Genomic DNA, 22,048 nt, shown 5'->3' with positions numbered 1-22,048 from the left:
CGGCACCGCCCAAGACAGCGGCCGTCAAAGGGACGCAAGCCGCTATGCAAGTGAAACACCTGCTGCTGATCGCCATCCTCGGGCTTACCGCGGCCTGTTCCTCTAATAAAGAGGTCATTGACGAGAACCTCAGCGAGGCCGAGCTGTATCAGCAGGCCCAGGCTGATCTGGACAACTCCAGCTACAACAGCGCCGTGAACAAGCTCAAGGCCCTGGAGTCGCGCTACCCGTTCGGCCGTTACGCCGACCAGGCGCAGCTCGAGCTGATCTACGCCAACTACAAGAATTCCGAGCCCGAGGCTGCCAAGTCGGCTGCCGAGCGCTTCATCCGCCTGCACCCGCAACACCCGAACGTCGACTACGCCTACTACCTCAAGGGCCTGACCTCGTTCGACCAGGACCGCGGCCTGGTGGCGCGCTTCCTGCCGCTGGACATGACCAAGCGTGACCCGGGTGCCGCCCGCGACTCGTACAACGAATTCGCCCAGCTGACCAGCCGCTTCCCCAACAGCCGCTACGCCCCGGACGCCAAGCAGCGCATGATCTACCTGCGCAACCTGCTGGCGTCTTATGAAATCCACGTGGCCGACTACTACCTGAGCCGCCAGGCTTACGTGGCCGCCGCCAACCGTGGCCGCTACGTGGTGGAAAACTTCCAGGAAACCCCATCGGTCGGCGACGGCCTGGCCGTGATGGTCGAGGCATACCAGAAGATGCACCTGGACGACCTGGCCGCCACCAGCCTGGAAACCCTCAAGCTAAACTACCCTGACCACCCGAGCCTGGTCGATGGCGAGTTCCAGCCCAAGCAGACCGAGTCTGACGGCCGCGGCTGGCTGTCCAAGGCCACCCTGGGCCTGATCGAGACCGACGCGCCACTGCCACCGGGTGAAACCCGCGCCAACCAGGACGTGGTCCGCCAGTTCCAGGATGCCCGCGCCGAGATGCCGCAGGACTTGCTGCCCAAAGATGAAAACGGCGACCCGATCCTGCCGGAAGGGCCGAAAGAAGCCGAGAAAGACCGCTCTTGGTTCAGCTACATGACCTTTGGTCTGTTCGACTGATTCAACGGGGTGCGAGAAAGGGAGACTGAGGTCTCCCTTTTTTATTGGCCTCGTCCTAGACTGTCGCCTCAATCAATAGACAAGCTGGACACCATGGTTCGCCTACTTTTCTGGATCGCCCTGATCGCCGCCGCGTTCTGGCTGTGGCGCAAATTCAAGATCAGCCAGCAGTCGCCGTCCGAGCCGAAACTCGACGACCCGCTGAAGATGGTGCGCTGCGCCCACTGCGGCGTGCACCTGCCCAATGACCGGGCGCTGCAGCAGGGCAGTCAGTGGTATTGCAGCCAGGCGCACCTTCAGCAAGGGCCTGGCCAGCAGGACTGAGCCAGTACCGCACGGGCCCAATCGCCGGCAAGCCGACTCCCCTGTACCTTGTGGGAGCAACTGTCTTGCCGGCGATTGGGCCGCTAAGCGGCCCCAGCGATTTCAGCCAAGACGCCCGGCCGGGGCATAAGGCGCCGGGTCAATGATCGGCTCCACCCCTGTCAGCAAATCAGTAAACAACTGACACGAAGCTGGCGCCAGCACCAACCCATTGCGGTAATGCCCACAGTTCAACCACAACCCGTCATGCCCCGGCACTCGGCCGATATACGGAATGCCTTCAGGCGAACCTGGCCGCAGCCCTGCCCAGTGCGCCACCACCGTGGCATCCGCAAGCTCCGGCAACAACTCTGCCGCTGAAGCCTTGAGGCTCGCCAGTGCATCCTCGGTCGGGGTCTTGTCGTACCCGGCATGCTCCAGCGTGCTGCCCACCAAAATGTGCCCGTCACGGCGCGGAATCGCATAGCGTCCCTTGGCCAGCACCATGCTCGGCAAGAAGTCTTCGGCGCACTTGAACAGGATCATCTGGCCTTTCACCGGTTCCACCGGCAGCTCAATGCCCAGCGTGCGCAGCAGATCGCCGCTCCAGGCGCCAGCGCTGAGCACGACATCATCAGCCTGCAGCACGCCGTCTGCGGTCTGCACGCCAGTCACGCGCTCACCGTCCTGAACAAAGCCGGTGATCTGGCAGTGCTCACGCAAGGTCACGTTGGGCATTGCCAGCAGCGCAGCCTTCAGTGCCTTGACCAGCCGCGGGTTGCGCACATTGGCCACGCCTGCCATGTAGATGGCGCGCTTGAAGCCTGGGCCCAGTACGGGGACCGCGTCATAGGCCGCCGAAATATCCACAGGGCTGAGCGGCCGCCGCTCGCGTTCTGCCCAGGCCAGCGCCTCGGCTTCATCGTCCAGGTCGAGCCAGTACAAGCCGGTGGTGTGGACTTGCGGATCAATACCGGTGCTGGAGAACAGATGCTCACCCAGCTGTGGATAAAAGTCCTGCGACCAGTGCGCCAGGGCAGTGACTGCCTGGCTGTAGCGCCAAGGGTAAAGCGGCGAGACGATACCGCCGCCCGCCCAGGACGATTCACGCCCGACCTCGGCCTGGTCACATACCACTACCTGGCCGACCTTCGCCGCCAGGTTGAACGCCGTCAGCAGGCCGATCACCCCGCCGCCAACCACCACTACTTGCTTGTTCATCTGTCGATCCAACACCTGAAGTAAAACCGCGATGCACGGGCATCATTCAACCTTCAGCTCCCCCAGCAGCGCTCAATGGCCCCGGTGCCATCCGGGTTGCTCTGTACACCGGCCTGGTCGAGCTGGAAATCACCGCAGCGATCGTCCGCCATCAAACCATGCGGCAGCCGCCGTGCACGCAGCGTGAAGGTATCGCTGCCGCGTTCGGCATGCAGGCTGTAATGGCGGTTGCCAGCGGGCAATGCCGGTTCGCCCTCGGCGTACTGGCCGGTGCGTACACGGTGGTGTTCCAGGCGCAGGGCAGCGTCATGCAGCAGGCCAACCACTTCGCTGCGTGCGGCTCGCCTGAGCTGGTCGCTGTAACTGGGGTAGGCAATGGCTGCCAGAATGCCGGTGACAGCCACGACAATCAACAACTCGATCAGGCTCAGGCCTTGCTGCATGTCAGTCTTCCCTCAGTCTCTGCCGCCAGAGAATCCGCTGCGGCGCCTGTGTTTGAGCCGCTGGCATGGCATACACCGCCTCCAGCACTTGCCTGGCCGCGAGTTGCCGGCTGACTGCGGTCACCCGGTAAAGCATGACGGGCTCATCCCTCGGCCTATGCGCGGCCCGGGTAGTTAGGCCAAGGTTCTGCAGCTGGAAGTAACCGCTCTCGCTGGCTTGCCATTGCCCCAGCAAGTCATGCGCGCGCGGGGGTGGCAGGCACGCTTGGCACAACCCAGGCGGCGCGCGCTGCAGTTCGGCCTCTGCGACCAGCAGCGTGGCTTCGGCCTGATCGAATGCCTGCAAACCCTCGCGCAGGTAGCCGGCCATGCGCGTTTCCACCAAGGCATCACGCAACGCCGAAGCCGCCAGCAGGCCAAGCAAAAGGCTGAGGACCAGCGCCAGCAGCAGTACCATGCCACGCTGGCGCTTCATGGCCTGGCAACCGGGTTGCGGATCGCCACACTCATGTCGTAACGCTGCTCGATGCCCAGACCAGGATCGAACAAGGTCAGTTGCACATCCACCCGCTGCCCTTCGGCGGTGTCGACAGGTTCAACGCGCATTTCGCGCACGTGGTCGACCAAGGGCTGAGAGCTGTTGCGCCGCATGAACCTCAGTGTGCTGCCGCGAAGTTGGTAGTGGTGCCGGCTGATGGGAAATGCCAAGGGCAAACCGGGGCTTTGAGCACGCCCCGCGTGCACTTCGGCCTCGCTGATACAATCGGTGTGCAAGGTCCAGTCCGGAGCCCCGGGGTACCCAGGCGGCTCTGCCACTATCAGGCTCAGGCTTGCCGGGCCAACCTGCAAAGGCCGCGCAAACGCTTCTCGCGCAGATGGGTCCCTGAAGTCGCCAGGCTCAAGGCGCAGGCAACCGAACATGCCGGCCATACGGATATCCTGGGCCATACGCAACAATGCCAGACGGGCGTCCGCCTGCATGCGCAACGCAGCAGATTGAAGGAGTGAGCTCTGGTGGGCCGAGATGAAAAGCTGGCTGGCGGCAGTCAGCAGCATCAGGCCGATGGCAAGCGCAAGCATTGCCTCGACCAGGCCGAAACCACCCTGCTCACGCTTCATGGCCGCGGCACCGTCAGCTTGCCAGCGGCCTTGCCCCGTTCAAGCAGCGTATGGGCGCCCAGCGCATCCTGCATATCACGACGCGCACTGTCAGTGGCCTGCAATGCCTGCAGCTGCAACGCTGCGGCAGCGAACATGCCCAGTGCCACCACCGCTACGGCCAACAGTACCTCCAGAAGCGTCATGCCCCGTTGTTTCGTGTGCATCCCTGCACCTCCTGCGATCTTTCCCGCAATTGCCTTGCACCTCGCCGACTGGACCTCTTGCCCAACGACCGTGAAGCTACAGCCAAGCACTTCCAGGGAGGAATGCACGGTGAAGCAACAGGGCGTAACACTGATACAAATGATGTTCGGGCTGGCTATGGCGGCGCTGCTGACGCAGCTTGGCATGCCGGCCTACGCGAAATTGAGCGATGACCTGCACAGGGCAGCAGCAGCCCGCGACTTGGCCCAGGCGCTGCGTAGCGCACGCAGCCACGCGGCCCTGCAAGGCCAGGCGGTAGTGGTGCAGTCTTTGGACAATGATTGGGGCAAGGGTTGGCGCGTGCTGTTGGAGCATAACCAGCAGTTGCTGCGCGAGTACCGACTGGCTCGGCCCCAAAGGGTGAAAGCCAATATCGGGAACCAGGTAAAATTCAGCGCACTGGGTGTGCCATTGGGGAAGACCAACAACTTGTCAGGGGGGCGGCTGGAGGTCTGTGAGCGCTCGTCTGCAACCAGCCGGCACCGTGTTGTGCTGGCGACCAGCGGTAGGGTCAGCCTGCGCACTGATGAACTGAAAAAGTCCCTGTGCGCAGGCCGCTGATCAGATCAGCGAACGAACCCGCAGCTCTTTGGGCATGGAGAACGTGATGTTCTCCGGGCGCCCATCAAGCTCTTCGGCGCCGGTGGCACCCCAAGCCTTGAGCTGGTCGATCACGCCACGCACCAGCACTTCGGGGGCCGAAGCGCCAGCAGTGATACCAATCCGCGCAGCCTGGTCGAACCAGCCGCGTTGCATGTCCTCGGCGCCATCGATCAGGTAGGCCGGGGTACCCATGCGCTCGGCCAGCTCACGCAGGCGGTTGGAGTTGGAACTGTTAGGGCTGCCCACCACCAGTACCACATCACACTCACCGGCCAGTTGCTTGACGGCGTCCTGGCGGTTCTGAGTGGCGTAGCAGATGTCGTCTTTGCGCGGGCCGCCGATGTTCGGGAAGCGCGTACGCAGGGCATCAATGACACGGCTGGTGTCGTCCATCGATAGCGTGGTCTGGGTGACGAACGCCAGGTTGTCCGGGTCGCGCACCTGCAGCCGGGCAACATCCTCCTCGTCTTCGACCAGGTAGATGGCACCGCCGTTGCTGGCGTCGTATTGCCCCATGGTGCCTTCGACTTCCGGGTGCCCTTCGTGGCCGATCAGGATGCACTCACGGCCGTCACGGCTGTATTTGGCGACCTCGATATGCACCTTGGTCACCAGCGGGCAGGTGGCGTCGAAGACTTTCAGGCCGCGGCCAGCGGCTTCCTGGCGCACGGCCTGGGAAACACCATGGGCGCTGAAAATGACGATGACGTCGTCCGGTACCTGATCCAGTTCTTCGACGAAGATGGCGCCACGGCTGCGCAGGTCTTCCACCACGAACTTGTTGTGCACCACTTCATGGCGCACATAGATCGGCGGGCCGAAGACTTCCAGCGCACGGTTGACGATCTCGATCGCCCGGTCGACCCCTGCGCAGAAACCGCGAGGGTTGGCGAGTTTGATTTGCATGCTCGGCTCCAGGCTTACAGGGCCTTCACCTCGAGGATCTCCACCTCGAAGGTAAGGGTCTTGCCTGCCAGTGGGTGATTGAAGTCGATGGTCACCTGGTTGTCATCGAACGCTTTGACCACACCGGGTAATTCGGTGTTGGCGGCATCGTTGAAGATGATCAGCAGCCCTTCGGACAATTCCATGCCCTCGAACTGGGACCGTGGCATGACCTGTACGTTCTGCGGGTTAGGCTGGCCGAAAGCATTCTCCGGGGCAACCACGACCGTGCGCTTGTCACCGGCCTTGAAGCCGAACAGCGCGGCCTCGAAACCCGGCAGCAGGTTGCCATCGCCGACCTTGAAGGTGGCTGGAGCCTTGTCGAACGTGCTGTCGACGGTGTCGCCGTTTTCCAGGTGCAGCGCGAAGTGCAGGGTAACTTCGGTGTTCTGGCCGATACGGGTGTCAGTCATGGACCGGATCCTCGGACTTCTTGCTCTTGAACATATCCAGCGCCAGCATCACCGCACCAACGGTGATGGCGCTGTCGGCCACATTGAAGGCCGGGAAGTGATGAACGTTCTTCCAGTGCACCAGGATGAAATCCACCACGTGGCCCAGCACGATGCGGTCGTACAGGTTGCCCAGCGCACCACCGAGCACCAGCGCCAGCGCCACGGCCAGCCAAGTCTCGTTGCGCCCCAGGCGCTTGAGCCAGACCACCAGCACGGCGCTGACCACCACGGCGATCAGGGCGAACAGCCAGCGCTGCCAGCCGGAGCTGTCGGCCAGGAAGCTGAACGCCGCGCCGGTGTTGTAGGCCAGGGTCCAGCTGAAGTAGTCAGGGATGACCACGATCTGCTGGTACATGCTCAGGGCGTTGTTGAAATACAGCTTGGTGGCCTGGTCAACGACCAGGACCAGCAGGCTGAGCCAGAGCCATGCAAGGCGCCCGAAGCGCCCCGCTGCAGGGTTAGGCATAGTGGCGCACCTCACCGGAACCGCTCAGGTTGTCGACGCAACGGCTGCAGATTTCCGGGTGCTCCGGATGGCTGCCGACGTCGGCGCGGAAGTGCCAGCAGCGGCCGCACTTGGCGTGACCAGACTTGACCACTTTCAGCTTGAGGCCTTCGACTTCGGTGGCCACGGCATCGGCCGGCGCCTGGGCGAACGGCACCACGCTGGCAGCGGAGGTGATGAGTACGAAGCGCAGCTCATCGCCCAGCTTGCTCAGGTCGGCGCTGAGGCCCTCTTCGGCGAACAGGGTAACTTCGGCCTGCAGGTTGCCGCCGATGACCTTGGCGGTACGCTGGTTTTCCAGCTCCTTGTTGACCGCAGCCTTGACCGCCATCACGCGGTCCCAGTAGGCGCGATCCAGCTCGGTGCCTTCCGGCAGCTCGCTCAGGCCCTGGTACCAGCCGTTGAGCATGACCGACTCGTTGCGCTCGCCCGGCAGGTACTGCCAGATTTCATCGGCGGTGAAGGCCAGGATCGGCGCGATCCAACGCACCAGCGCTTCGCTGATGTGGTACAGCGCGGTCTGGCAGGAACGACGGGCGACACTGTTGGCGCCAGTGGTGTACTGGCGGTCCTTGATGATGTCGAGGTAGAAGCCGCCCAGTTCCTGCACGCAGAAGTTGTGGATCTTCGAGTAGACATTCCAGAAACGGTACTCGCTGTAGTGCTCTTCCAGCTCGCGTTGCAGCAGCAGGGTACGGTCCACTGCCCAGCGGTCCAGGGCCAGCATGTCCTCTGGGGCCAGCAGGTCGCGGGCCGGGTCGAAGCCGGACAGGTTGGAAAGCAGGAAACGTGCGGTGTTGCGGATACGACGGTAAGCGTCGGCGCTGCGCTGCAGGATCTGCTCGGAAACGGCCATCTCACCCGAATAGTCGGTGGCCGATACCCACAGGCGCAGGATGTCGGCACCCAGGGTGTTGTTGACCTTTTCCGGCTCGATGGTGTTGCCCAGCGATTTGGACATCTTGCGGCCGCTTTCGTCCACGGTGAAGCCATGGGTCAGCAGCTCGCGGTACGGCGCGTGGTTGTCGATGGCGCAACCGGTCAGCAACGAGGAATGGAACCAGCCACGGTGCTGGTCGGAGCCTTCCAGGTACAGGTCCGCACGCGGGCCGGTGGCGTGGCCGATGTCGTGCGAGCCGCGCAGTACGTGCCAGTGGGTGGTGCCGGAGTCGAACCACACGTCCAAGGTGTCGGTGATCTTGTCGTACTGGCCGGCTTCATCACCGAGCAGTTCGGCGGCGTCCAGCTTGAACCAGGCCTCGATGCCTTCCTGTTCGACGCGTTTGGCCACGGCTTCCATCAGCTCGACGGTGCGCGGGTGCAGTTCGCCGGTCTGCTTGTGCAGGAAGAACGGGATCGGCACACCCCAGTTGCGCTGACGCGAGATGCACCAGTCCGGGCGATTGGCGATCATCGAGTGCAGGCGCGCCTGGCCCCAGGCCGGGACGAACTGGGTGTCTTCGATGGCTTTGAGCGCGCGCTCACGCAGCGGCTCGCCAGTGCTTGGCTGCTTGTCCATGCCGACGAACCACTGCGCGGTAGCGCGGTAGATCAGCGGGGTCTTGTGGCGCCAGCAGTGCATGTAGCTGTGGCTGATGGTCTCGGTGTGCATCAGCGCACCGACTTCGCTCAGCTTTTCGACGATGGCCGGGTTGGCCTTCCAGATGAACTGGCCGCCAAAGAACTCCAGCGACTCGACGTACACACCGTTGCTCTGCACCGGCGTGAGGATATCGTCGTTGACCATGCCGTAGCGCTTGCAGGTGACAAAGTCGTCTTCACCGTAGGCTGGCGCGGAGTGGACCACACCGGTACCTGCGCCCAGCTCGACGTAGTCGGCCAGGTAGACAGGCGACAGGCGGTCGTAGAAGGGGTGACGGAAATTGACCAGCTCCAGGGCCGAGCCTTGGGCGGTGGCGATGACCGAGCCTTCCAGGTTGTAGCGCTTGAGGCACGACTCGACCAGTTCTTCGGCCAGCACCAGCAGACGCTCGCCGGTATCGACCAGAGCGTACTTGAACTCCGGGTGGATGTTCAGCGCCTGGTTGGCGGGGATGGTCCACGGGGTGGTGGTCCAGATCACGATGGCAGCGGGCTTGGCCAGCGCCGGCAGGCCGAACGCGGCAGCCAGTTTGTCAGCGTCGGCGACCGGGAAGGCCACATCGATGGTCTGCGACTTCTTGTCGGCGTACTCGACCTCGGCTTCTGCGAGCGCGGAGCCGCAATCGAAGCACCAGTTAACAGGCTTGAGGCCCTTGAACACGAAGCCCTGCTTGACCATTTCGGCCAGGGCACGGATTTCACCGGCCTCGTTGGCGAAGTTCATGGTCTTGTAAGGGTTGTCCCAGTCACCCAGCACACCCAGGCGGATGAACTCGGTCTTCTGCCCTTCGATCTGCTCGGCAGCGTATTCGCGGCACAGCTCACGAGTGCGGTCGGCCGTCAGGTGCTTGCCATGGGTGACTTCGACCTTGTGCTCGATCGGCAGGCCGTGGCAGTCCCAACCGGGTACGTAAGGCGCGTCGAAGCCCGACAGCGTCTTGGAGCGGACGATCATGTCCTTGAGAATCTTGTTCAGCGCATGACCGATGTGAATCTTGCCGTTGGCATAGGGCGGGCCGTCGTGCAGGACGAACTTCGGACGATCCTTGCCAATTTCGCGCAGCTTCTGGTACAGGCCAATGCTGTCCCAGCGCTGCAGGATCTGCGGTTCGCGCTGAGGCAGGCCGGCCTTCATGGGGAAGGCGGTGTCCGGAAGGTTTAGCGTGGCTTTGTAGTCGGTCATTTCAGGCTCTTGGTTAGCGGTTGAGCGTGCCAATGTGCACGTGCGGCGGCGATATCCGCATCGATCGCCGACTTCAGCGCCTCCAGGGAGGCGAATCGCTGCTCTTCACGCAGCTTGTGGTGGAATTCCACCGTCAGGCGCCGGCCATACAGATCGCCGGCATAATCCAGTAGATGAATTTCAAGGTGCGGGCGGCCGTCGCCGGCCACTGTGGGGCGCACCCCGATGTTGCCGACACCCGGCCAGGCCTTGCCGTCGATTTCGATGCTGGCCAGGTAGACCCCGGACAACGGTACGCGACGACGCTTGAGCTGGATGTTGGCGGTGGGCGTGCCGAGCTGGCGGGCCAGCTTCTGGCCGTGCAATACGCGCCCGGTAATGCTGTAGGGGCGGCCCAGCAAGTGCTCGGCGAGCTCGAAGTTGCCTGCGGACAGCGCCTGGCGCACCTCGGTGCTGCTGACCCGCAAACCGTCCTGGATCACCGTGTTGGCGGCCTCGACGGTGAAGCCGTACTGCTTGCCGGCTTCGATCAGGAAGGTGAAATCGCCAGCGCGGTCGCAGCCAAAGCGGAAGTCGTCGCCCACTTCAAGGTGGCGCACGCCCAGGCCATCGACCAGGATCGCCTCGACGAATTCATCGGCGCTCAGGTTGCTCAGGCGCTGGTTGAACGCCAGGCACAAGACCCTATCGATACCTTCGCCAGCCAGCAGCTCGACCTTGTCACGCAGGCGCGCCAGGCGGGCCGGCGCAGTGTCCGGAGCGAAGTACTCGCGCGGCTGCGGCTCGAAGATCACCACGCACGTAGGCAGGCCAAGTGCCTGGCCGCGCTCGCGCAGGCGCGCCAGGATTGCCTGGTGGCCGCGGTGAACCCCGTCGAAGTTGCCAATGGTGGCGACACAGCCCCGGTGCTCGGGGCGCAGGTTGTGAAGACCTCGAACCAGCTGCATAACGCGCTTCTTGCTCATAAAGTGGCCGATTATAACCACACCCGGGCGCTGGTGACAGGCAGCAGCGCCCGGGTGCAGCGTGGAAAACGAAAAACCGACGCCTGACCCGCCTTCCAGCTCAGTGCAGGGCCTTGCGGGCGAAGTGCCGGGGCCTGAAGCCGCACAGGTAAAGGCAACCGAAATAGGTCACGATACCGGCCGCGATCAACGCCCCAAGGCGCACGAAACGCTCGAACATGTTGCCTTGCTCCCACGCCGGCAGGTAGTGCATGCCCACCAGCAGTACGGCCACCATCAGCGCTACTGCCAGCACCAGCTTGAGCAGGAACAGCGTCCAGCCCGGCTGCGGCTGGAACAGCTGCTGGCTGCGCAGCTTCCAGAACAGCAGGCCCGCATTCAGGCAGGCACCCAGGCTGATCGCCAAGGCCAGGCCGGCGTGCTGCAGTGGGCCGACCAGGGCCAGGTTGAACAGCTGAGTGCAGATGAGGGTGAAGATCGCGATCCGCACGGGCGTACGAATATTCTGCTGCGCATAGAAGCCCGGTGCCAGTACCTTGACCAGAATGATCGCCAACAGGCCTACCGAATAGGCGATCAGTGCCTGCTGGGTCATCGCCGCATCGAAGGCGCTGAACTTGCCGTACTGAAACAATGCAACGGTCAGCGGCTCGGCGAGTATCGCCAGGGCCAGCGTGCAGGGCAGCACCAGCAGGAAGCACAGGCGCAGGCCCCAGTCGAGGATCCGCGAATACTCCTCGCGGTCCTTGTTGGCGTAGGTCTTGGCCAACGTCGGCAGCAGGATGGTACCCAGGGCAACGCCAAGCACGCCCGAGGGCAACTCCATGAGGCGGTCGGCGTAGTACATCCAGGACACCGAGCCGGCCACCAGGAAGGAGGCGAAGATGGTGTTGATGATCAGCGAAATCTGGCTGACCGAAACGCCGAGAATGGCCGGCAACATCTGCTTGAGCACGCGCCACACGCCGGAGTCACGCAGGTTCAGGCGCGGCAGCACGAGCATGCCGATTTTTTTCAGTGCCGGCAGCTGGTACAGCAACTGCGCCAGGCCTCCGGCCAGCACGCCCCAGGCCAGTGCCATGATGGGCGGGTCGAAATACGGCGTGAGCAGCAGGGCGAAGATGATCATCGCCACGTTGAGCAGGGTCGGCGTGAAGGCCGGGACCGAGAAACGGTTCCAGGTATTGAGGATCGCACCGGCCAGGGACGACAGTGAGATCAGCAATATATAAGGAAAGGTCACCCGCAGCAGGTCGGTGGTCAGCTGGTATTTCTCGGCATCGTCCGCAAAACCGGGCGCGGTGGCCCAGACCACCCAGGGTGCCGCAAGCACGCCAATCACCGTGACCAGGGCCAGGACCAGCGTCAGCAGGCCGCTGATATAGGCGATGAAAGTGCGCGTCGCCTCCTCGCCCTGCTGGGTCTTGTATTCGGCAAGGATCGGCACGAACGCTTGGGAGAAGGCCCCCTCGGCAAAAATCCGCCGCAGCAGGTTGGGCAACTTGAAGGCGATGAAAAAGGCGTCGGTAGCGATGCCGGCGCCGAAAACACGGGCCAGGATGGTGTCACGCACGAACCCCAGCACCCGGGAAATCATGGTGATGGAGCTGACTGCAGCCAGGGATTTGAGCAGGTTCATCGAAAAGATTCACGCCAAGGGCAGAGGACGCTGCCAGACAGCGTCCGAATGTGCGATACTCCCGCGCCTTCGCAGGGGAGCCAAAAATTCCCGAGTTTACAGGTCGTGCAGCAGAAAGGAATATTTCCCTCCTGTTGGTACACCGCTCGGCGGAACCCTGCAGGTGGCCTTGACATCCGGTCAACTGATCGGCATGATTCGCGGCCTATTTTGTTTGCTATTTACCTAAAGTCTTTCGAGGAGCTCGACGGTGGCCAACACACCTTCCGCCAAGAAACGTGCAAAACAGGCTGAGAAGCGTCGCAGCCACAACGCCAGCCTGCGTTCCATGGTCCGCACCTACATCAAGAATGTAGTCAAAGCCATCGACGCAAAAGACGCCGAAAAAGCGCAAGCCGCTTACGTTCTGGCTGTACCTGTAATCGACCGTATGGCCGACAAGGGTATCATCCACAAGAACAAAGCTGCTCGCCACAAAGGCCGTCTGAATGGCCACATCAAGGCGCTGAAAGAAGCTGCAGCTGCCTAAGCGACGCTTGTCGAAAAACCGACCTTAGGGTCGGTTTTTTATTGCCTGCGATTTGATGATGCTTGTGTTGCCAGTTACGGCCTCATCGCCGGCAAGCCGGGCCCCACAAAAGCGATAGGGCCGCATAGCGGCCCCTGCATTACTTGGCGATCTGGATCTTCGGTGCCCACTGCAGCCAGGCGTCCTCAGGCTTGTCGAACAAGGCAAAGGTCTGCTGCGGCCGCGCCGGGTTACCCATCTGCTCGCCATCAGGCGTGGCGAATGCAATACCACCGTCGATGAGGGTCTCCAGCGACTCGGTACGCACAGTGGCGCCCTTGAACAAGCCCCAGTCGAAACCGAAACCGCTGCTGTTCCAGAACCGGCTGCCACCGCGCACCAGCGCGGCATAGCGTGGCTCGATCAGGATGTGAATCAGCACGCGGTCTGCCGTCTGGCCCAACTCGAAGCCCGTTACCTTACCCACCGCGACCTCACGGTAGGTCACCGGCACGCCCGGCTTGATCGACCCCCTGCGCGGGGCGCTGAGGGTCAATGGCAAGCCGACTTCCACCCCGGTTACCTCAGGCGCGTCAGCCAAGGCTATGAAATCACGCTGCGGGCCTTTGTCCTTAACAGCGGGCTGCACCTCCAGGTACTGGCCGCCAATCAGGGTATCGAGGTTTTCTGTACGCACAAGGCCAAGGGCCGGCTTGACCACCCAGAACTGCGTCCCTGCACGGGCGATGCGGTCTGCCGCTTCGGTGATACGCGCGCGCAGCAGCACAGCCTGCAGGTCTTTGGTCAGGTCGACACTCTCGACACTACCAACATCCAGGCCACGGAAACGGATGGGCGTTCCCGGCTTGAGGCCATCTGCACGGTCTACACGGATGGTTATCAGCGTGCCGGCACGGTTTACCGCCTCCTGGCTGTCGTGCAGCCGGAACCTTGGAATATGGCGCTTGAGGGCTACGTTCGGCGTTGGCGTGTCGAAGGCGATGCCACCGGCCATCAGGGTCTGCAGCGACTCACTCTTTATCTTGATGCCCGACAGGCCACCGGTGAGGGTAATGCCGCTGACGTTCCAGAAACGCGAAGAGCCATTGACCAGGTTCTCGTACTCCTTTTCGATGTGCACACCGATCAGGATGCGATTGCTGTTGCGGGCGAACTGGTAGCTCTGCACGCTACCAACCTTGACCTGGCGATACATCACCGGGCTACCGACCTCCAACGAGCCCAGCGTATCGGCGAACAGCACCATGTGCAGGCCAGGCGCCTTGAGGTCCAGCGGCGGTGCCTTGGCCCTTGCTTCGAACTCGCGCTGCGGCGTGGCCCCCTTCTCACCCGGGCGAATGGCAATGTAGTTACCCTTCACCAAGGCCTCCAGGCCTGTGATACCCGCCAGAGAAATGGAAGGTTTGACCACCCAGAACTGCGTGCCATCGACCAGATAGTCTTCGGTCAGGGGGTCCAGGGTCAGCTCAGCCATGGCGCTGCCAAGGTTGTTTTCCATCTTCAGGGCTTTCAGCGAGCCGACTTGAATGCCTTTGTACATGACCGGGGTGCGCCCCGCCTGCAGTCCCTCATAGTCGCTCAGCTTGACCTTCACACGGATACCCGCCTGGGCGGCATCGAAATCTTCGTACAAGCGGAATGGCAGGCTCGGGTCGGTGGGCGGGCTATCCTTGCGGTATTCCGGTGTAGCAAAGGCGATACCACCGGCAACGATGCTGGAGAGGGATTCGCTGCGTACTTTTACCCCGGACAGCCCGGCATCGATGCTGATGCCGCTGGCATTCCAGAAGCGCGTGTGTTTGCGCACCAGGCTGGCATAAGCCGGCTCGATGAAGACTTTGACCTCGACCGTGCTCTGGTCCTCGGAAAGGCGATAGCTCTTTACCCGGCCAACCTGGATCTGCTTGTAGAACACAGGGCTATCGCGGTTGAGCGAGCCCAAGCGATCGGCCTTGAGCGTAAGGTGCAGGCCCGGTTCGCTGTCCGAAAGCGGTGGCGCCACCTTCAATGCCTTGAAGCGCTTGGTTCGCTCACCCTCGCCAGGGCTGACGGCAATGTAATTCCCTGACACCAATGTCTCGAGACCCGAGATACCCGCCAGCGTGACACTGGGCTTGACCAGCCAGAACCGTGTCCCTTTGGTAAGGTGAGGCTCTGCGTCTTTGTTCATCTCGATAGTGGCAATGACACCTTGGTTTTCGCCCTCGGCATCGAGCACCAGGCTTTTTACCTTGCCCACGGGCATGCCTTTGTAGATGACTTCGGTTTTGTTGGCGACGATGCCCTCACCGCTCTCGAAACGAACCTCGATTTCCACACCCGCATCACGGTAGGCCTGCCAGGCCAGCCACCCTCCAATCATCAAAGCGATCAGCGGCAGAATCCAGATGGCCGACCAGTTGGAGGCGGGCCGGGTTTTAGCCGTTGGCATGTCACTCATGGTCGTCATCCGACTCCGTGTTATCCCAAATCAGTCGGGGATCGAAAGTTAAAGCAGCGAGCATCGTGAGAATCACCACAGTAGCGAAGGCGACAGCGCCCAGGTTGGCTTCGACACTGGCGATACGGCCGAAATTCACCACCGCCACCAAGATGGCGATGACGAAGATGTCCAGCATGGACCAGCGTCCTATGAACTCGATGAACCGATACATCAAGATGCGTTGCCGCGCTGACAAGGGTTGGCGGCGCTGCACCGAATACAACAACAAACCGATGCCCACCAGTTTGAAGGTGGGCACCAGAATACTTGCAATGAACACCACTGCGGCAATGGGCAACATGCCATGCTTGAGCAGGGTAATGACGCCGGACATGATCGTGTCCGGGCTGCCCTGCCCCAATGTACTGACAGTCATGATCGGCAGCACGTTGGCAGGTATGTACAGGATCGAGGCAGCGATGAGTAGCGCCCAGGTACGGACGATACTGTTGGGCCGACGTGCATGCACAATCGCGCCACAGCGCGTGCAGGTCTGCGACTTGCTCTCGGAATCCTGTCGATTCAGTTCATGACACTCATTGCAGACCATAATGCCCGCATCAATCGCCCGCATGCAGATCCTCCCCTGACAGCGCACTCCAGATCTGGTGTGGAGACATCACCACTTCAAGCCAAACCTGAATCAGCAACAGGCTTATGAAGCAAAACAACCCTAGCCCTACGGTCAGCTCGGCAAGGTCGACCAGTTTCACGATTGCGACCAGTACGCCCATGAAGTAGACCTCGAGCATGCCCCAGTCACGCAAATGGTGATAAATGCGATAGAACAGCAGCCCATAACTACGCCCAACGTTAAGGCGGATGCTCAATAGCACCATGAGCTGGCACATCAGCTTGAGAAACGGAACCGCCATGCTGCACAGGAACACCACGACAGCGACACCGCGCATTTCGGAGTTGTACAAGCCCAGCACGCCACTCCACACCGTATCGTCTGAAGTCTGGCCAAGCAGGTGCAGCTGCATGATTGGCAGGAAGTTGGCAGGCACGAAGAGCAGCAGCGCGGTCAGCACCAGTGCCAGGCTGCGATTGACCACATTGTGCCGGTGAGCGTATAGCTCATAACCACAGCGGGGGCACTGCGCCTTTTCATCGTGTTGCAGTTGGGGCTTGCGCATCAGCAGGTCGCATTCATGGCACGCGACCAGCTCGTCAAGCGGCAACTGCTCTAGCGCTTGGGTTTCGACTGGGTTGGGCATCTCGAGGTTCTGAATAGGTAGGTCGGCTCTATTCTAGTGATACAGCTCGAAATGTGGGAGCCGACTTTCGGGAAACGGAGCTGGAAAGACAAAACCCCTACCTGCTCGCGCAGATAGGGGTTTTGCGAAATGAATCTTGACGATGACCTACTCTCACATGGGGAAACCCCACACTACCATCGGCGATGCATCGTTTCACTACTGAGTTCGGGATGGGATCAGGTGGTTCCAATGCTCTATGGTCGTCAAGAAATTCTGTAGCCAGAATGTCCAGATGGACAGCCCAGCGAATTCGGATATGCGATAGTTGTGATGTTGCGAACTTTCGGTTCTTTCGTCTTCACCACCACAATCTGCAGAAGCAAATTGCTTGGGTGTTATATGGTCAAGCCTCACGGGCAATTAGTATTGGTTAGCTCAACGCCTCACAGCGCTTACACACCCAACCTATCAACGTCGTAGTCTTCGACGGCCCTTTAGGGGATTCAAGATCCCAGTGAGATCTCATCTTGAGGCAAGTTTCCCGCTTAGATGCTTTCAGCGGTTATCTCTTCCGAACATAGCTACCCGGCAATGCCACTGGCGTGACAACCGGAACACCAGAGGTTCGTCCACTCCGGTCCTCTCGTACTAGGAGCAGCCCCTCTCAAATCTCAAACGTCCACGGCAGATAGGGACCGAACTGTCTCACGACGTTCTAAACCCAGCTCGCGTACCACTTTAAATGGCGAACAGCCATACCCTTGGGACCGGCTTCAGCCCCAGGATGTGATGAGCCGACATCGAGGTGCCAAACACCGCCGTCGATATGAACTCTTGGGCGGTATCAGCCTGTTATCCCCGGAGTACCTTTTATCCGTTGAGCGATGGCCCTTCCATACAGAACCACCGGATCACTAAGACCTACTTTCGTACCTGCTCGACGTGTTTGTCTCGCAGTCAAGCGCGCTTTTGCCTTTATACTCTACGACCGATTTCCGACCGGTCTGAGCGCACCTTCGTACTCCTCCGTTACTCTTTGGGAGGAGACCGCCCCAGTCAAACTACCCACCATACACTGTCCTCGATCCGGATAACGGACCTGAGTTAGAACCTCAAAGTTGCCAGGGTGGTATTTCAAGGATGGCTCCATGAGAACTGGCGTCCCCACTTCAAAGCCTCCCACCTATCCTACACAAGCAAATTCAAAGTCCAGTGCAAAGCTATAGTAAAGGTTCACGGGGTCTTTCCGTCTAGCCGCGGATACACTGCATCTTCACAGCGATTTCAATTTCACTGAGTCTCGGGTGGAGACAGCGCCGCCATCGTTACGCCATTCGTGCAGGTCGGAACTTACCCGACAAGGAATTTCGCTACCTTAGGACCGTTATAGTTACGGCCGCCGTTTACCGGGGCTTCGATCAAGAGCTTCGCTTGCGCTAACCCCATCAATTAACCTTCCGGCACCGGGCAGGCGTCACACCCTATACGTCCACTTTCGTGTTTGCAGAGTGCTGTGTTTTTAATAAACAGTCGCAGCGGCCTGGTATCTTCGACCGGCATGAGCTTACGGAGCAAGTCCTTCACCCTCACCGGCGCACCTTCTCCCGAAGTTACGGTGCCATTTTGCCTAGTTCCTTCACCCGAGTTCTCTCAAGCGCCTTGGTATTCTCTACCTAACCACCTGTGTCGGTTTGGGGTACGGTTCCCAGTTATCTGAAGCTTAGGAGCTTTTCTTGGAAGCATGGCATCAACCACTTCGTCGCCTAAAGGCAACTCGTCATCAGCTCTCGGCTTTGAGATCCCGGATTTGCCTAAGATCTCAGCCTACCACCTTAAACTTGGACAACCAACGCCAAGCTGGCCTAGCCTTCTCCGTCCCTCCATCGCAATAACTGGAAGTACAGGAATATTAACCTGTTTTCCATCGACTACGCTTTTCAGCCTCGCCTTAGGGACCGACTAACCCTGCGTCGATTAACGTTGCGCAGGAAACCTTGGTCTTTCGGCGTGCGAGTTTTTCACTCGCATTGTCGTTACTCATGTCAGCATTCGCACTTCTGATACCTCCAGCAAGCTTCTCAACTCACCTTCACAGGCTTACAGAACGCTCCTCTACCGCATCACCAAAGGTGATACCCGTAGCTTCGGTGCATGGTTTGAGCCCCGTTACATCTTCCGCGCAGGCCGACTCGACTAGTGAGCTATTACGCTTTCTTTAAAGGGTGGCTGCTTCTAAGCCAACCTCCTAGCTGTCTAAGCCTTCCCACATCGTTTCCCACTTAACCATGACTTTGGGACCTTAGCTGACGGTCTGGGTTGTTTCCCTTTTCACGACGGACGTTAGCACCCGCCGTGTGTCTCCCATGCTCGGCACTTGTAGGTATTCGGAGTTTGCATCGGTTTGGTAAGTCGGGATGACCCCCTAGCCGAAACAGTGCTCTACCCCCTACAGTGATACATGAGGCGCTACCTAAATAGCTTTCGAGGAGAACCAGCTATCTCCGAGCTTGATTAGCCTTTCACTCCGATCCACAGGTCATCCGCTAACTTTTCAACGGTAGTCGGTTCGGTCCTCCAGTCAGTGTTACCTAACCTTCAACCTGCCCATGGATAGATCGCCCGGTTTCGGGTCTATACCCAGCGACTAAACGCCCTATTAAGACTCGCTTTCGCTACGCCTCCCCTATTCGGTTAAGCTCGCCACTGAATATAAGTCGCTGACCCATTATACAAAAGGTACGCAGTCACCTAACAAAGTAGGCTCCCACTGCTTGTACGCATACGGTTTCAGGATCTATTTCACTCCCCTCTCCGGGGTTCTTTTCGCCTTTCCCTCACGGTACTGGTTCACTATCGGTCAGTCAGTAGTATTTAGCCTTGGAGGATGGTCCCCCCATGTTCAGACAAAGTTTCTCGTGCTCCGTCCTACTCGATTTCATTGATAAGAGATTTTCGTGTACGGGGCTATCACCCACTATGGCCGCACTTTCCAGAGCGTTCCACTAATCTCAAACCAACTTAAGGGCTGGTCCCCGTTCGCTCGCCACTACTAAGGGAATCTCGGTTGATTTCTTTTCCTCAGGGTACTTAGATGTTTCAGTTCCCCTGGTTCGCCTCTTGCACCTATGTATTCAGTACAAGATACTCAGCTTATGCTGAGTGGGTTCCCCCATTCAGAGATCTCTGGATCACAGTCTGTTTGCCGACTCCCCAAAGCTTATCGCAGGCTACCACGTCTTTCATCGCCTCTGACTGCCAAGGCATCCACCGTATGCGCTTCTTCACTTGACCATATAACCCCAAGCAATCTGGTTATACTGTGAAGACGACATTCGCCGAAAATTCGCATGTTGCTCTTTCGAGCAGAACTCACAAATTTTACCTTAGCCTGATCCACCAGCAGTGAAACTGGTGTTCAGTCTATTTCTATCACATATCCGAATTTTTAAAGAACGATCTGACAAAAGCCAGAAATCAACATTCAAGCCGAATGTTCATTTCTAAGTTCTGACAAGTTACTGCAAAAGTGGTGGAGCCAAGCGGGATCGAACCGCTGACCTCCTGCGTGCAAGGCAGGCGCTCTCCCAGCTGAGCTATGGCCCCGTATTCTACGGCTGAACCATGTAATGGTAGGTCTGGGCAGATTTGAACTGCCGACCTCACCCTTATCAGGGGTGCGCTCTAACCAACTGAGCTACAGACCTATAACAGGGTCGCGTTACAGCATCGTCTTTATACAAAGAATCAAGCAATTCGTGTGGGAGCTCATCAGCAGGCTGATGTCGTCGATTAAGGAGGTGATCCAGCCGCAGGTTCCCCTACGGCTACCTTGTTACGACTTCACCCCAGTCATGAATCACACCGTGGTAACCGTCCTCCCGAAGGTTAGACTAGCTACTTCTGGTGCAACCCACTCCCATGGTGTGACGGGCGGTGTGTACAAGGCCCGGGAACGTATTCACCGCGACATTCTGATTCGCGATTACTAGCGATTCCGACTTCACGCAGTCGAGTTGCAGACTGCGATCCGGACTACGATCGGTTTTGTGAGATTAGCTCCACCTCGCGGCTTGGCAACCCTCTGTACCGACCATTGTAGCACGTGTGTAGCCCAGGCCGTAAGGGCCATGATGACTTGACGTCATCCCCACCTTCCTCCGGTTTGTCACCGGCAGTCTCCTTAGAGTGCCCACCATAACGTGCTGGTAACTAAGGACAAGGGTTGCGCTCGTTACGGGACTTAACCCAACATCTCACGACACGAGCTGACGACAGCCATGCAGCACCTGTGTCAGAGTTCCCGAAGGCACCAATCCATCTCTGGAAAGTTCTCTGCATGTCAAGGCCTGGTAAGGTTCTTCGCGTTGCTTCGAATTAAACCACATGCTCCACCGCTTGTGCGGGCCCCCGTCAATTCATTTGAGTTTTAACCTTGCGGCCGTACTCCCCAGGCGGTCAACTTAATGCGTTAGCTGCGCCACTAAAATCTCAAGGATTCCAACGGCTAGTTGACATCGTTTACGGCGTGGACTACCAGGGTATCTAATCCTGTTTGCTCCCCACGCTTTCGCACCTCAGTGTCAGTATCAGTCCAGGTGGTCGCCTTCGCCACTGGTGTTCCTTCCTATATCTACGCATTTCACCGCTACACAGGAAATTCCACCACCCTCTACCGTACTCTAGCTTGCCAGTTTTGGATGCAGTTCCCAGGTTGAGCCCGGGGCTTTCACATCCAACTTAACAAACCACCTACGCGCGCTTTACGCCCAGTAATTCCGATTAACGCTTGCACCCTCTGTATTACCGCGGCTGCTGGCACAGAGTTAGCCGGTGCTTATTCTGTCGGTAACGTCAAAACACTAACGTATTAGGTTAATGCCCTTCCTCCCAACTTAAAGTGCTTTACAATCCGAAGACCTTCTTCACACACGCGGCATGGCTGGATCAGGCTTTCGCCCATTGTCCAATATTCCCCACTGCTGCCTCCCGTAGGAGTCTGGACCGTGTCTCAGTTCCAGTGTGACTGATCATCCTCTCAGACCAGTTACGGATCGTCGCCTTGGTGAGCCATTACCCCACCAACTAGCTAATCCGACCTAGGCTCATCTGATAGCGCAAGGCCCGAAGGTCCCCTGCTTTCTCCCGTAGGACGTATGCGGTATTAGCGTTCCTTTCGAAACGTTGTCCCCCACTACCAGGCAGATTCCTAGGCATTACTCACCCGTCCGCCGCTGAATCAAGGAGCAAGCTCCCGTCATCCGCTCGACTTGCATGTGTTAGGCCTGCCGCCAGCGTTCAATCTGAGCCATGATCAAACTCTTCAGTTCAATACTGCTTGGGTTTTTAAGAAACCCTAAACTTGGCTCAGCAATCTCAAATGACTATGTGATTTCTCGCATGGTCACTTGTGATGCTGATAATCTTTCTGACTATCAGTCCGTACTCACAAGCACCCACACGAATTGCTTGATTCGATTTGTTAAAGAGCGTTTGGTTAAGAGCTTTTCGTCTCAACCGAGGCGCGCATTCTACGCTTTCCTCA

General features: G+C 59.4%; 18 protein-coding genes, 2 tRNA genes and 3 rRNA genes. 4 read left to right on the top strand and 19 right to left on the bottom strand.

Annotated elements, in window-relative coordinates; genetic code table 11:
• The first annotated feature begins 44 nt into the window (after nt 1–44).
• Both NGJ21_RS17365 and NGJ21_RS17360 read left to right on the top strand, forming a co-directional pair.
• Nucleotides 45–1,064 carry an outer membrane protein assembly factor BamD gene (locus NGJ21_RS17365; RefSeq protein WP_012316349.1) on the top strand — a complete coding sequence of 340 codons (1,020 nt, stop codon included), beginning with the start codon at nt 45–47 and terminating at the stop codon, nt 1,062–1,064.
• A gap of 93 nt (nt 1,065–1,157) precedes the next feature.
• Complete coding sequence (locus tag NGJ21_RS17360; protein WP_012316350.1) at nt 1,158–1,388, top strand: PP0621 family protein; 231 nt, start codon at nt 1,158–1,160, stop codon at nt 1,386–1,388.
• 102 nt (nt 1,389–1,490) lie between these two features.
• Here NGJ21_RS17360 and thiO read toward each other — a convergent pair whose 3' ends face one another.
• Genes thiO through NGJ21_RS17335 form a run of 5 tightly spaced genes read right to left on the bottom strand, consistent with a single transcriptional unit; the run spans nt 1,491 to nt 4,356 of the window.
• Complete coding sequence (gene thiO, locus NGJ21_RS17355; protein ID WP_115273825.1) at nt 1,491–2,588, bottom strand: glycine oxidase ThiO; 1,098 nt, start codon at nt 2,586–2,588, stop codon at nt 1,491–1,493.
• A 53-nt stretch (nt 2,589–2,641) separates the two neighbouring features.
• A complete protein-coding gene (locus tag NGJ21_RS17350) occupies nt 2,642–3,031 on the bottom strand; it encodes a type IV pilin protein (protein ID WP_046784647.1) in 390 nt (129 codons plus the stop codon).
• Between the two features lies 1 nt (nt 3,032).
• The gene (locus NGJ21_RS17345) at nt 3,033–3,506 is read right to left on the bottom strand and encodes a hypothetical protein (protein WP_115273824.1); all 474 of its coding nucleotides are present in this window, start codon (nt 3,504–3,506) and stop codon (nt 3,033–3,035) included.
• A complete protein-coding gene (locus NGJ21_RS17340) occupies nt 3,503–4,150 on the bottom strand; it encodes a PilW family protein (protein WP_125923358.1) in 648 nt (215 codons plus the stop codon). The genes NGJ21_RS17345 and NGJ21_RS17340 overlap by 4 nt, the downstream gene beginning before the upstream one ends.
• Entirely contained in the window at nt 4,147–4,356 is a 210-nt protein-coding gene (locus tag NGJ21_RS17335) for a prepilin-type N-terminal cleavage/methylation domain-containing protein (RefSeq protein WP_046784650.1), read from the bottom strand. Before NGJ21_RS17335 ends, NGJ21_RS17340 begins: the two co-directional genes overlap by 4 nt.
• 109 nt (nt 4,357–4,465) lie before the next feature.
• Between NGJ21_RS17335 and NGJ21_RS17330 the strand changes: the two genes are divergently transcribed.
• On the top strand, nt 4,466–4,957 hold the full coding sequence (locus NGJ21_RS17330; RefSeq protein WP_119687802.1) for a GspH/FimT family pseudopilin: 492 nt from the start codon (nt 4,466–4,468) through the stop codon (nt 4,955–4,957).
• Here NGJ21_RS17330 and ispH read toward each other — a convergent pair whose 3' ends face one another.
• The 6 genes from ispH to murJ form a co-directional block, all read right to left on the bottom strand.
• Nucleotides 4,958–5,905 (bottom strand): 4-hydroxy-3-methylbut-2-enyl diphosphate reductase, encoded by a 948-nt coding sequence (ispH, locus tag NGJ21_RS17325; protein WP_012316357.1) that lies wholly within the window; start codon nt 5,903–5,905, stop codon nt 4,958–4,960.
• Nucleotides 5,906–5,919: 14 nt separating this feature from the next.
• Nucleotides 5,920–6,357, bottom strand: coding sequence for an FKBP-type peptidyl-prolyl cis-trans isomerase (gene fkpB / locus NGJ21_RS17320; RefSeq protein ID WP_012316358.1), 438 nt, complete (start codon nt 6,355–6,357; stop codon nt 5,920–5,922).
• The gene (lspA, locus tag NGJ21_RS17315; protein WP_012316359.1) at nt 6,350–6,865 is read right to left on the bottom strand and encodes a signal peptidase II; all 516 of its coding nucleotides are present in this window, start codon (nt 6,863–6,865) and stop codon (nt 6,350–6,352) included. Before lspA ends, fkpB begins: the two co-directional genes overlap by 8 nt.
• Nucleotides 6,858–9,689: an isoleucine--tRNA ligase gene (ileS, locus tag NGJ21_RS17310; RefSeq protein ID WP_012316360.1), complete on the bottom strand. Its 2,832-nt coding sequence runs from the start codon at nt 9,687–9,689 to the stop codon at nt 6,858–6,860. Before ileS ends, lspA begins: the two co-directional genes overlap by 8 nt.
• A complete protein-coding gene (gene ribF / locus NGJ21_RS17305; protein ID WP_046784653.1) occupies nt 9,686–10,636 on the bottom strand; it encodes a bifunctional riboflavin kinase/FAD synthetase in 951 nt (316 codons plus the stop codon). Before ribF ends, ileS begins: the two co-directional genes overlap by 4 nt.
• Nucleotides 10,637–10,754: 118 nt before the next feature.
• Nucleotides 10,755–12,293 carry a murein biosynthesis integral membrane protein MurJ gene (gene murJ, locus NGJ21_RS17300; RefSeq protein ID WP_125923356.1) on the bottom strand — a complete coding sequence of 513 codons (1,539 nt, stop codon included), beginning with the start codon at nt 12,291–12,293 and terminating at the stop codon, nt 10,755–10,757.
• A gap of 250 nt (nt 12,294–12,543) precedes the next feature.
• Here murJ and rpsT point away from each other — a divergent pair, with 250 nt between their 5' ends.
• Nucleotides 12,544–12,822 (top strand): 30S ribosomal protein S20, encoded by a 279-nt coding sequence (gene rpsT, locus NGJ21_RS17295; RefSeq protein ID WP_003247625.1) that lies wholly within the window; start codon nt 12,544–12,546, stop codon nt 12,820–12,822.
• A 139-nt stretch (nt 12,823–12,961) separates the two neighbouring features.
• Here rpsT and NGJ21_RS17290 read toward each other — a convergent pair whose 3' ends face one another.
• The 8 genes from NGJ21_RS17290 to NGJ21_RS17255 form a co-directional block, all read right to left on the bottom strand.
• A complete protein-coding gene (locus NGJ21_RS17290; RefSeq protein ID WP_046784655.1) occupies nt 12,962–15,262 on the bottom strand; it encodes a PqiB family protein in 2,301 nt (766 codons plus the stop codon).
• Nucleotides 15,255–15,878 (bottom strand): paraquat-inducible protein A, encoded by a 624-nt coding sequence (locus tag NGJ21_RS17285; RefSeq protein WP_046784656.1) that lies wholly within the window; start codon nt 15,876–15,878, stop codon nt 15,255–15,257. The genes NGJ21_RS17290 and NGJ21_RS17285 overlap by 8 nt, the downstream gene beginning before the upstream one ends.
• Nucleotides 15,865–16,524 (bottom strand): paraquat-inducible protein A, encoded by a 660-nt coding sequence (locus NGJ21_RS17280; protein ID WP_125923355.1) that lies wholly within the window; start codon nt 16,522–16,524, stop codon nt 15,865–15,867. Before NGJ21_RS17280 ends, NGJ21_RS17285 begins: the two co-directional genes overlap by 14 nt.
• Nucleotides 16,525–16,658: 134 nt before the next feature.
• Nucleotides 16,659–16,774, bottom strand: a 5S ribosomal RNA gene (gene rrf / locus NGJ21_RS17275).
• 131 nt (nt 16,775–16,905) lie between these two features.
• Nucleotides 16,906–19,797: ribosomal RNA gene (locus tag NGJ21_RS17270) — 23S ribosomal RNA — on the bottom strand.
• Nucleotides 19,798–20,033: 236 nt separating this feature from the next.
• Nucleotides 20,034–20,109: transfer RNA gene (locus NGJ21_RS17265), tRNA-Ala, on the bottom strand.
• Nucleotides 20,110–20,133: 24 nt separating this feature from the next.
• Nucleotides 20,134–20,210 (bottom strand) — tRNA-Ile (locus NGJ21_RS17260).
• Between the two features lie 86 nt (nt 20,211–20,296).
• Nucleotides 20,297–21,833 (bottom strand): 16S ribosomal RNA (locus NGJ21_RS17255).
• The 16S, 23S and 5S rRNA genes sit together here with 2 tRNA genes alongside, the layout of an rRNA operon.
• Nucleotides 21,834–22,048 lie beyond the last annotated feature (215 nt).

The organism is Pseudomonas sp. Marseille-Q5299, assembly GCF_943737035.1.
GTDB classification, from domain to species: domain Bacteria; phylum Pseudomonadota; class Gammaproteobacteria; order Pseudomonadales; family Pseudomonadaceae; genus Aquipseudomonas; species Aquipseudomonas putida_E.
The sequence above is the reverse complement of the archived record's forward strand: the minus strand, read 5'-3'. Positions and strand labels throughout refer to the sequence as shown.

Coding starts and splice junctions, on each gene's coding strand:
- NGJ21_RS17365 (WP_012316349.1), top strand. CDS start 45: ATGCAAGTGAAACACCTGCTGCTGATCGCCATCCTCGGGCTTACCGCG.
- NGJ21_RS17360 (WP_012316350.1), top strand. CDS start 1,158: ATGGTTCGCCTACTTTTCTGGATCGCCCTGATCGCCGCCGCGTTCTGG.
- thiO (WP_115273825.1), bottom strand. CDS start 2,588: ATGAACAAGCAAGTAGTGGTGGTTGGCGGCGGGGTGATCGGCCTGCTG.
- NGJ21_RS17350 (WP_046784647.1), bottom strand. CDS start 3,031: ATGCAGCAAGGCCTGAGCCTGATCGAGTTGTTGATTGTCGTGGCTGTC.
- NGJ21_RS17345 (WP_115273824.1), bottom strand. CDS start 3,506: ATGAAGCGCCAGCGTGGCATGGTACTGCTGCTGGCGCTGGTCCTCAGC.
- NGJ21_RS17340 (WP_125923358.1), bottom strand. CDS start 4,150: ATGAAGCGTGAGCAGGGTGGTTTCGGCCTGGTCGAGGCAATGCTTGCG.
- NGJ21_RS17335 (WP_046784650.1), bottom strand. CDS start 4,356: ATGCACACGAAACAACGGGGCATGACGCTTCTGGAGGTACTGTTGGCC.
- ispH (WP_012316357.1), bottom strand. CDS start 5,905: ATGCAAATCAAACTCGCCAACCCTCGCGGTTTCTGCGCAGGGGTCGAC.
- fkpB (WP_012316358.1), bottom strand. CDS start 6,357: ATGACTGACACCCGTATCGGCCAGAACACCGAAGTTACCCTGCACTTC.
- lspA (WP_012316359.1), bottom strand. CDS start 6,865: ATGCCTAACCCTGCAGCGGGGCGCTTCGGGCGCCTTGCATGGCTCTGG.
- ileS (WP_012316360.1), bottom strand. CDS start 9,689: ATGACCGACTACAAAGCCACGCTAAACCTTCCGGACACCGCCTTCCCC.
- ribF (WP_046784653.1), bottom strand. CDS start 10,636: ATGCAGCTGGTTCGAGGTCTTCACAACCTGCGCCCCGAGCACCGGGGC.
- murJ (WP_125923356.1), bottom strand. CDS start 12,293: ATGAACCTGCTCAAATCCCTGGCTGCAGTCAGCTCCATCACCATGATT.
- NGJ21_RS17290 (WP_046784655.1), bottom strand. CDS start 15,262: ATGAGTGACATGCCAACGGCTAAAACCCGGCCCGCCTCCAACTGGTCG.
- NGJ21_RS17285 (WP_046784656.1), bottom strand. CDS start 15,878: ATGCGGGCGATTGATGCGGGCATTATGGTCTGCAATGAGTGTCATGAA.
- NGJ21_RS17280 (WP_125923355.1), bottom strand. CDS start 16,524: ATGCCCAACCCAGTCGAAACCCAAGCGCTAGAGCAGTTGCCGCTTGAC.